This is a genomic window from Aquabacterium sp. (genome assembly GCF_036279675.1).
GTDB lineage: Bacteria > Pseudomonadota > Gammaproteobacteria > Burkholderiales > Burkholderiaceae_C > Aquabacterium.
Window position 1 is genome coordinate 18,027 of sequence record NZ_DASUIS010000086.1, and the last position, 10,683, is coordinate 28,709.

The 10,683-nt window shown below is 62.4% G+C and carries 3 protein-coding genes; 2 read left to right on the forward strand and 1 reads right to left on the reverse strand.

The features are described from left to right. The first annotated feature begins 99 nt into the window (after positions 1-99). The gene (locus tag VFW93_RS10690) at positions 100-5,616 is read left to right on the forward strand and encodes a calcium-binding protein (RefSeq protein WP_329693984.1); all 5,517 of its coding nucleotides are present in this window, start codon (positions 100-102) and stop codon (positions 5,614-5,616) included. Between the two features lie 196 nt (positions 5,617-5,812). Further along, positions 5,813-10,315 (forward strand): beta strand repeat-containing protein, encoded by a 4,503-nt coding sequence (locus VFW93_RS10695; RefSeq protein ID WP_329693985.1) that lies wholly within the window; start codon positions 5,813-5,815, stop codon positions 10,313-10,315. Positions 10,316-10,397: 82 nt separating this feature from the next. Here the strand turns inward: VFW93_RS10695 and VFW93_RS10700 are convergent. Next, a partial coding sequence (locus VFW93_RS10700; protein WP_329693986.1) for an HNH endonuclease occupies positions 10,398-10,683 on the reverse strand: 286 nt, incomplete at its 5' end.

Consider the following 10,683-nt stretch of genomic DNA (forward strand, 5'->3'; position numbering starts at 1 on the left):
TGTTGGAAGGGTGCACGCCAAGGCCAGCGTGCACCCCGATTTTGATAAGCTGCCTCTGTCATTTCATACTAAGTCAACATCAGGTCAAGGGAGCGGCGCATGGCCGACAGCAACATCATCACGGGCAGCCCATTCGACGATTTCATCAATGGGTCGGATGGGCCGGATCACATCGAGGGTGGCGCCGGGCGAGATACGCTGGTTGGAGGCCAGGGTGAGGACACGCTCGCAGGCAACACCGGCAAGGACATGCTCGATGGTGGCAGCGGCGCCGATACCTACCTGTTCGGGCGTGGCGACGGGCAGGACACCGTCTTTGTCTACGGACCAGACGCACTGGGTGATCGCCTGGCCTTGAGTGGCGGCATCCAGGCCAGTGACGTCGACCTGCTGGCTGATGGTGCGGATCTGATCGTCAAACTGCGCGACAGCCAGGACAGTGTGCGCCTGGCAGGCTATTACGAGCAGCCCTGGGCTGATCGCCCTCAGATCGTGTTCGCCGATGGGGGCGTCTGGGATGCCCTGGTGGTGGACTTCAAGACGCAGGATTGGGGCTTCGACCAGTTTGGTTCCGATGCCGATGACAGGCTCGAAGGCGGCCTTGGCGATGATGTGCTGTTTGGCGAGGGCGGCCGAGACACCCTGTATGGCGACGCCGGGCAGGACCTGATGGATGGTGGCGCCGGGGCGGATACCTACCTCTTCGGCCGAGGCGACGGTCAGGACACCGTGGTGGCAGGTTGGCCCGACGGGCCGGGGCAGTCTGACCGCGTGTTGCTGGGCACCGGCATCGACATGAGCAGTGTCAGCGTGGTGGCCGAAGGCCCCGATCTGCTGCTGCGCCTGGACGGCCGTTCGGACAGCTTGCGCATTGCCAACTACTTCAATTTCTATGGCCAGGATCGAGCGCGCATCGAGTTCGCCGATGGCAGTTATTGGGACGGCGCCGCCATTGACCGCAAGCTGCAGGTCAATGGCGACTTTCTGCAAGGCACGTTGCAAAACGATGCGCTGGACGGCGGAGCCGGTGACGACGTGATCGTGGGCTTGGATGGGCGCGACACCTTGTACGGTGACACCGGGCGGGACATGCTGGACGGTGGCTTCGGCGCCGATACCTATCTGTTCGGGCTGGGTGATGGCCAGGACACGGTCGTCGCTGCTCCGGGCGGTGGCGAAATGGGTTTGCCTGACGTTCTGCAACTGGGCCAGGGCATCTCCATGGCCGACGTGGATCTGGTACAGCAAGGCGGCGATCTGAGCCTGAACATCCGTGGCACTTCTGACAGCGTGCTCATTTCGGGTTACTTCAGCCTGGCGCCTTTCGAGGCCCTGCGCATCCGTTTTGCCGACGGTGGGCAATGGGATGCGCAGGCGGTGCAGGGCAAGTTGTCTGCCATGGACGATTTCGTCGATGGCACGACGGACAACAATGTGCTCATCGGCGGCGCAGGCCGAGACACGCTGATGGGCGAAGAGGGTGACGACACCTTGTATGGCGATGCTGGCCCCGACACCATGGACGGTGGCCTGGGTGCCGACACCTACCTGTTCGGTCGCGGCGACGGGCAGGACAGCATCTTCATCTACGGCAGCGACTCGGGCGCGGACCGTCTGCTGTTTTCAGCCGACATCGCAGTGACCGATGTCGAGGCCTGGCAGGACGCGAGTGATCTGGTGCTGCGTGTGCGTGACACCCGCGACAGCGTTCGCCTGATGGGCTACTTCAACATGAGCCCGATGGACAAGCCGACTGTGGCCTTTGCCAGTGGTGCCACTTGGGATGCCATGGTGATCGATCGCAAGATGGCTGCCTGGGGCACGGGCCTCATGGGTGACCAGGCTGACAACAACCTCGAAGGCGGAGGTGGCGACGACTACCTGTCCGGCAACGAAGGCAATGACACGCTGTATGGCGACGGCGGCCGCGATGTCTTGGAGGGTGGCACAGGCGCCGATACCTTCCTGTTCGGCCTGGGGGACGGTCAGGACACGGTGTTCGCGGGCAGCCCTTCCGGCTTCGGCCAATATGATCGTTTGCGCTTCGGTTCGGGCATTGACATGAGCAATGTCAGCGTCTGGGCGGAAGGCGCGGATCTGGTCTTGCGCCTTGATGGCCGCAGTGACAGCGTGCGCCTTGCCAACTATTTCTACACCTATGGCAGCGAGCGCACGCGCATCGAATTTGCTGACGGTAGTTACTGGGATGCTGCAGCCATCGACCGCAAGCTGCAATTCAACGGTGACTATCTGCAGGGTTCGCCGCAGGCCGATGCACTGGATGGCGGCGCAGGTGATGATCAGTTGTTGGGCCAGGACGGCGACGACACCTTGTACGGTGATGCGGGGCAGGATCTGCTCGATGGGGGCGCGGGTGCCGACACCTATCTGTTTGGTCGCGGAGATGGCCAGGATGTGATCGTGCCCTGGTCTGCATGGCCTGGCGGAAGCCAGGTGGACACCTTGCAGTTTGGCCAAGGCATCGCCATGGCCGATGTGGACGCCCTGCAGGTGGGCGGTGATCTGCTGCTCACCGTACGTGGGTCCGCAGACTCCGTTCGGCTCACCGGCTATTTCAGCATGTCGCCAGATCTGGCCACGCGCATTCGCTTTGCCGATGGCGGCGTATGGGATGCCCGGGCCGTGCAGGGCAAACTGTCTGTCAGTGATGACGATCTGATGGGCACGCCCTGGGGCGATGTTCTGATGGGCGGTGCGGGCCAGGACATCCTGGTTGGCAGCAGTGGAGATGACACCATTTATGGTGACGCTGGTGCTGACATGATGGATGGGGGCCTGGGCGCCGACACCTTCCTGTTCGGCAAGGGCGATGGCCAGGATCGCGTCATGATGTACGGGCAGGATGCCAGTGACGATCGGGTGCAACTGGCGGCAGACATCAGCGTGACGGACGTGCTGCTGGCGCAGGAGGGCGGCGATCTTGTGCTGCGCGTGCGCGATACCCGCGACAGCCTGCGCCTCACCGATTACTTCAACATGAGCCCCATGGTCCGGCCGGAAATCACCTTTGCCAGTGGTGCCGTTTGGGACGCGCTCGTCATCGATCGCAAGATCAACAACGGGGGGTTCAGTGCCTGGGGCAACCGGGCCGACGAGAACCTGGAGGGCGGTGGTGGTGACGATGCGCTCTTCGGTCAGGAAGGCGACGACACCCTGTATGGTGATGCAGGCCGGGACTTCATGGATGGTGGCGTGGGTGCCGATACCTATCTGTTTGGCCGTGGCGACGGGCAGGACACGGTGATGGCCGGCTGGTCCGATGGCATCGGTCGCGTCGACAGGCTGCGCCTGGGCACGGGCATCGACATGAGCAATGTCACGGTGACCGCTCAAGCCAATGACCTGCTGCTGAGCATCGATGGCAGCAGTGACAGCGTGCTCATCAGCAATTACTTCGGGCAATACGGCATCGATCGCACCCGCATCGACTTTGCCGACGGCAGCTATTGGGACGGCTTCGCCATGGACCGCAAGTTGCAGGGGGCCGGTGATGACCTGCAAGGCTCGCCGATGGACGACGCACTGGATGGTGGTGCGGGCGATGACGTGATCCAGGGGCAGGACGGCAACGACACCTTGTACGGCGACGCCGGTCAGGATTTCATGGACGGCGGCCCAGGTGCGGACACCTATCTCTTCGGCAAGGGTGATGGCCAGGACACCATCGTGGCCAAGCCGGATCCCTGGTTCGGCATGGCACATGATCGCTTGCTGCTGGGCCAAGGCATCGGCATGGCTGATCTTGACCTCAGCCAGCAAGGGGCGGACCTGGTGCTGCAACGCAAGGGGTCCGATGACAGCGTGCGCTTGCTGTCCTACTTCGACGCGGGCCCCATGTCGCGGCTGAACATCGAGTTCGCCGATGGCGCCGTGTGGGATGGCATGTCGGTGGACCGCTTGTTGTTGGCGTCGGGCGTCTCGGTTCAAAGCGATCCACTCAACCTGACCGTGGTGGGCAGCCAGGGCAATGACAGCCTGCTGGGCTCCAACGGCGACGACCGCCTGTATGGCGATGCCGGCAACGACTGGCTGGATGGCCTGTATGGCGCCGACACCTTCTACTTTGGGCGAGGCGATGGCAGCGATTCCCTGATGGCGGCCAGCAACTCGTCGGCCGACGGCCCGGATACCTTGAAGCTCGGCGACCGCATCACGGCGGTGGACGTGGACCTGCAGGCCGACGGCAGCGATCTGCTGCTCAAGCTCACAGGCTCGCTGGACCAGATGCGCTTGGTGGGGTACTTCAATGGCATGCCCGGCGACCGTGCCGTGGTGAGCTTCAGTGATGGCCGCCAGTGGGATGACGAGACCGTGGTGCGCAAGCTGAACCCCGGCAATGACATGCTGTACGGCCAGCGAGGCGACGATGTGCTCGATGGCGGAGCAGGCGACGACACCCTGTTGGGCGGCGATGGCCAGGACACCTTGTACGGCGACAGTGGCAATGACCAGTTGAGTGGCGAAGCCGGATCCGACACCTATCTGTTCGGGCGTGGTGACGGCTCGGATACGGTGGTGGCCGATCCTGGCTACACGCCCGACCATGCCGATGTGCTGCGCCTGGGTTACGGCATTTCAATGGCAGATCTGGTGGCCAGTGCACAAGGCGCCGACCTGTTGCTGCAGGTGCGCAATACCGCTGATCAGGTTCGTATTGCCGGGTATCTGAATGTGCCTCAAACCGATCGCATGCTGATCCAGTTTGCAGACGGCTTCCAGTGGGCGGGTGCCGATGTCAATCGCAAGCTGCAAAGCAGTGCCGACACGCTGACGGGCACCAATGGCGCTGACGGCCTGGACGGCGGTCTGGGGGACGACGCCTTGCAAGGCCTGGATGGGCGCGACTACCTGAACGGTGACCAGGGCAACGATCTGCTGGACGGCGGCAAGGGGGCCGACACCCTGGTCGGTGGTGCGGGCAACGACGCCTATGTCGTGGATGATCTGGGCGACGTCATCGTCGAGCTGGCGCCGGATGGCGATGATCAGATCCTCGCCAATGTGGACGGCGTCATCATGGCCGACAACGTCGAGCGCCTGACCATGGGTGCCGGCAGTGTCTACAAGGCTGTCGGCAACGGGGCGAAGAACTACATCAAGGGCAACGCGCAGAACAACACCTTGTGGGGCTTGGGCGGCAATGACAGCCTGTCCGGCTATGAAGGTGCCGATCAGTTCTATGGTGGCGCTGGCAACGACACCCTGGTGGGTGGCACGGGCAACGACAGCTACTACTTCTCGCGCGGCGAGGGTGCCGATGTCATTCTCGAGTCCGACACCACCGCGGGCAACAGCGACAAGTTGCTGATGCAGGGCAACATCAGCGCCAACCAGCTGTGGTTCACGCGCTCTTCGAATGACCTGCTCATCAGCGTGATCGGCACGACGGACAGCGTGCGCGTTGGCCTGTGGTACCAGGGAGCGGTCTACCGCGTCGAAACCATCACCGCCGGTGGCAAGACCTTGAGTGCCAACAACGTTCAGCAACTGGTCAACGCCATGGCATCGATGTCGCCGCCGCCAATGGGGCAGACCACGCTGTCGGCCAGCTACAACCAGAAGCTTGGCGGTGTCATCGCGGCAAACTGGGTATGAGGCTGTGTCCGAAAGGACAAGCCATGAACGTGGGGTTTTGATAACGTCAGTAACCCCTTGATGGGGGCGCCGAGGGATTACCTTGTGCGCCCCCGGCAGAGCACCCGGGTATGGTTCTCATTGCATATAACAGGCATCGATTCAACAGCCTGGTATGCCTACGTCAAGAACCATTCAATCAAACGGGAGTTTTCAAATGGCCAACGATCCAGTTGTCACGGTTTCCACGTCGAGTAACGAGGTATTCGACGTTTCAGCCTATCAATCGGGTACCCCAACCAAGGTGCTGGTTTTCAATCCAGGCTTTGGTCAGGACAGCATAGTCGCCGATCAGCCTGCCTACACCCCGCCTTACGGCGGAAGTACCAACCCGTCGGCGGGGCCTTACATCATTCGCCTGGGGGCGGGGCTGGCGCCTGATGATATCCAGCTGGTCATGCGCGAGGACACGCCTCCTTTGTTCACCGACTCGCGACACGAACAGGGCCTCTACGTTGTGTGGGAACTGCGTGTCAAACACAGCGCCGACAGCATCGTCATTTCCGATTTCAATGCGCCGCACGATGCACTGCGCGGCCTGATCCAGATCGAGTTTGCAGATGGCACGGTCTGGTCGCCCGGCCAGGTGCATGACATGCTGATGCAGCCACAGAATGCCTGGTACAGCCAGTACGGCAGCGCAGGCGATGACCTCATCACGGGTGATGCCTTCGACCATCGGCTCGATGGCGGCTTGGGCAATGACACCCTGGTGTCTGGTGCGGGCAACGATGTGCTCATCGGCGGCGCCGGGCACAACGTGTTTCGAGTTGGTGCTCATTCAGGCCAGGACACCATACAGGGGGCGGCCTTTTTCGACCCGGCAGCTGTGGGCACGGTGATTGAGCTCCAGAACTCGGCCAATGCAGCTTCGGTGTCGATCTATCGCGATGGAGGCGATCTCGTGATCGCTCAGGCCGATGGCAGCAGCATCCGCGTGCAGTCCTTCGATCAGTCGAACAAGCTTGCCGGGATGGGGGTGGATCAGATTCTGTTTGCCGACGGATCCAGTCTGTCTTACGCCGATCTGTTCAGACAATTTGCCCAGGTGAGCACGGATGGGCGTGACAGGCTGCAAGGCCTGGCGGGTGACGAAACCCTGTCTGGTGGCGCGGGCGACGACATCATCGAGGGCAACGGGGGGCGTGACACCCTGCTGGGCGGCGATGGGCGAGACACGATCACCGTGACCTCAGGCAGCACAGCCGTGGTCGATGGTGGCCGTAACAATGACACGGTCACAGCTTCGGTGGGCACCTTCGAATATGGCGCCGCATTCGGTCAGGACGTGCTGAGTTGCGATCTCAACAGCGCGGACACGGTCATCCGTTTCAAGGACGGCATCAATCGCAGTGATGTGCGCTTCTACCGCGATGAGAATGACGGCTTGATCATCCTGCAGGCCACCACCGGCGACACCCTGCTGGTGAAAGACTACTTCCGGGTCAACGTCTTCCTCAACGAGGCATCCGCTTCGCGCATTCAGTTTGCAGACGGCAGCAGTGTCACGCGCGCGCAGGTGCTGGCGGGGCAGGCTGGATCGGTCACATCCACACAGGCCAGCAATTTCTCCATGACCGGGACGGCCGGAGCTGACACGCTGGTCGGCACGGCGGGCGTCAACTACATCTCGGATACGGCTGGCAATGACACCATCCTGTTGACGTCCACGGGCAACTTCGACAGCCTGGATCTGTCTGGCGGGCTGCCGGGCGATCATGACGTGGTGCGTGTCAGCGGCCCCGTGCGCGCCGAGGATGTGGCGGTGACCTCGGTGTCCGGCACTCTCCAGAGCCTGAGCGTCAAGTTCGGCGGCCTCGGTGGCCTGCTGATCACGGGTGTGAACGGGGTGCAGTCGAACGGCCCCACGTTGACGCCCTTGCCCAATGAGCGCTTGAAACTGGTGTTTGACGATGGCACGGTGCTGGGGCTGGACGACCTGCGCCGGCTTGCCCTGCACAGCACGTCTGGCAATGACGCGTATCTGTTGAGCGAAGGCAGCGACCGCTATGTGTTTGGCAAGGGTGATGGCCAGGACATGCTGCATGCTTTCAGCAGCGATGCCTCCCAGCCGGCTTACTCAGACCGCATCGTGTTGACAACCAAGGACGTGACTTTCCAGTCCTTCAGTCAGCCCTATGAATCGGGCTTCCAGATTCTGGTCAACGGCACGAACGATCGATTGATTCTGACGACCGGGCAATTCAATGCCCTCAACAGCACCTTGCCGATCATCGAGTTTGCCGACGGCAGCACCCTGACAGGTCGTGAGGTGGCAGCCAGGATCCTGGCGGGGCAGTCAGGCAGCTTGCCGCCTGCCGGTGATCAGGCCTTCTATGGCAGCTTCCGTGACGATCGCTTTCTGGGTGGTCTTGCCCAGAACGTCATGGAGGGCGGTCAGGGCAATGACACCTTGACGGCAGCCGACGGCTCCCACAACACCGTGGTGGCCTGGCGTGGTGACGGTGCGGACGTCGTCTACGGCAGCGTGGATGTGCTTCAACTTCGCGGGGGCATACAGCGCGGCGACCTGGCATTTTCCGGCTTGGGAAGTGTCCACATCCTGCAAAACGGGCGCGATGTGTACAGCCTGTCCGCCTTCTCGGCCAGCGATGCGGCGCCCATCCACAGCATTGCCTTTGACGATGGGTCGGCCATGTCCGCCGCCGACATCCGGTTGGCGCAAATGGCCGGCTCTCAGTTTGACGATCTGATCACCGGCACCGCACAGGCCGACACCCTGTCCGGCCAGGGCGGGCGAGACACCTTGAGCGGCCTTGGTGGCGATGACATCCTGTATGGCGGTACCGACGGCAACCAGCTCGACGGTGGCAGCGGTAATGACACCCTGGTGTCAGACGGCTATTGGGACACGCTCATTGGCGGTTCTGGCAGGGATACCTTCGTCATCAACAAGAGCGCACGCTCTGCCCACGTGATGGACGACCTCATGGGCGATGCCGGTGACGTGGTGTCTGTGGACTACGCGCGCGCCGAAATTCAGTTGCGCATGAGTGGTACCTCGCTGGAACTGGTCCGACCCGATGAGTACTATGGCCAGACCATTGCCCTGATCGACGACATCTTTGGCGCCAGCCTGTCGCAGACCACCATTGCGGCCATCCAGTTCAACGACGGCACCTCGCTCGACATCAACGGCATCTACCAGGCAGCCTTGTCTGCTACGTCAGGTGACGACAATATTGGCGGCACCGTTTTGAATGACCGCATTGACGGTGGACAAGGCAATGACTTCATCACGGGCGACGCTGGTGATGACACCGTGAGCGGTGGAGCTGGTTGCGATGCGCTGTATGGCGGCACCGGCAAGGACACCTACCTCTACGCCAGGGGTGATGGCTACGACTTCGTGACCAATTACGGCGATGGCGCTGGCGATGTGGTGAAGTTGGGTGCGGGCATCACGGCCAATGACTTTGTCGTGGTGTCTATGGCCTACCCTGAAAGCAATGGGCAATTGGTCGATCTGGTGCTCAAGGATGGCAGCGGTGGCGTCTCGCTGCGCAGCTTTGGCTCAACGTCGAACCCCATGGCCGACTTGGCGAGCGTTCAACTTGCGGACGGGTCGGTGATCACGGCGGCAGCCCTCAATGCCCGGGCGATTGCCAATCTGGGCAGCAACGGCAACGACACGCTGTGGGCAACGGTGTCAGGCATTTCGCTGGGAGGCTCTTTCTCCCCCGACGTCATCTTCGGGACTTACCTGGTTGGCGGGCAGGGCAATGATTCGCTCATTGGCAACCAAGGCAATGACAATCTGGACGGCGGCGTCGGCAACGATGTGCTGCTTGGCGGTGGGGGCGATGACACGCTGCTTGGCGGCGCGGGCAATGACACCCTGACCTGCGGGACGGGCATCGATACCGTCATCTTCAACGCGGCGGACGGCAAGGACCTGGTCCATGCCAGCAACCAGACCACGATTTCGCTGGGCTCGGGCATCGCAGCCAGCAACCTGAAGATCGGCAAGCTGGGCGCCACCACGGCCGGTGCAGTGGTGCTGGGGCTGGGCGGCACGGACTCGATCACGCTGGACGGTGCGGGATCGTGGGACGGGCTGAAGCTCACCTTTGCCGATGGCAGCGTGGTGACGGGCGCCGAGATCATGGCCTCGGCCACCAAGGTGGAGAACGTGACGCTCACCGGCACCACCGGCAAGGACAACCTCCTTGGCGGCGCCGGCAATGACACGCTCAACGGCCTGGCGGGCAATGACACGCTGGCTGGCGGCAAGGGCGATGACCTGCTCAATGGCAGCAAGGGCAATGACACCTACCTGTTTGCTGCTGGTGATGGCCACGACACCATCGTTGACAACGACAGCACCTGGTTCAACAGCGATCTGCTCAAGATCGCTGGTGCCAAATCCAACCAGTTGTGGTTCAGCCGAAGCGGCAACAACCTGGATGTGACGGTGATCGGCACCAAGGATCAGGTCACCATCAAGGATTGGTACCTGGGCTCGTCCAACTACGTCGAGAAGATCACGGCGGGTGACGGCAAGAGTCTGAGTGCCAGCAAGGTACAGGGCTTGGTCACTGCGATGGCCAGTTTCGCGCCGCCGGCCCAGGGGCAGACAACTTTGCCGAGCAATACACCCGCCACCATCACCAAGGTGATCGCCAGCAGCTGGGTTTGAGGGCGTTCACACCGGTCGTACAGGCCGGATGTCAGAGCGGGGCACCATGCCCCGCTTTTTTCGTCTGGTCCCTTGGGCGCCTTCAGCAGCGCAGCCGGCTGTGGGCAGGGACGCTGGCCAGCAAGAACTCCATCTGGTCGGCCACGATGCGCCGTCCGCGCAGGATCATGTCTTCGTGCAGGCTGGGCACATAAGGCAGGTAGTACAGGGACCACGCCAGCTCGTGGAGGGTGCGGTTGCCCTTGCGGCCGTTGCAACTGCGACACGCGGTGATGCAGTTCGTCCAGCTGTCCTGCCCGCCGCGCGAGGTGGGCACGATGTGCTCGCGCGTCAGGTCGTCGAGGTGAAAGCGGTTCCCGCAGTAGGCG

Coding starts and splice junctions, on each gene's coding strand:
- VFW93_RS10690 (WP_329693984.1), top strand. CDS start 100: ATGGCCGACAGCAACATCATCACGGGCAGCCCATTCGACGATTTCATC.
- VFW93_RS10695 (WP_329693985.1), top strand. CDS start 5,813: ATGGCCAACGATCCAGTTGTCACGGTTTCCACGTCGAGTAACGAGGTA.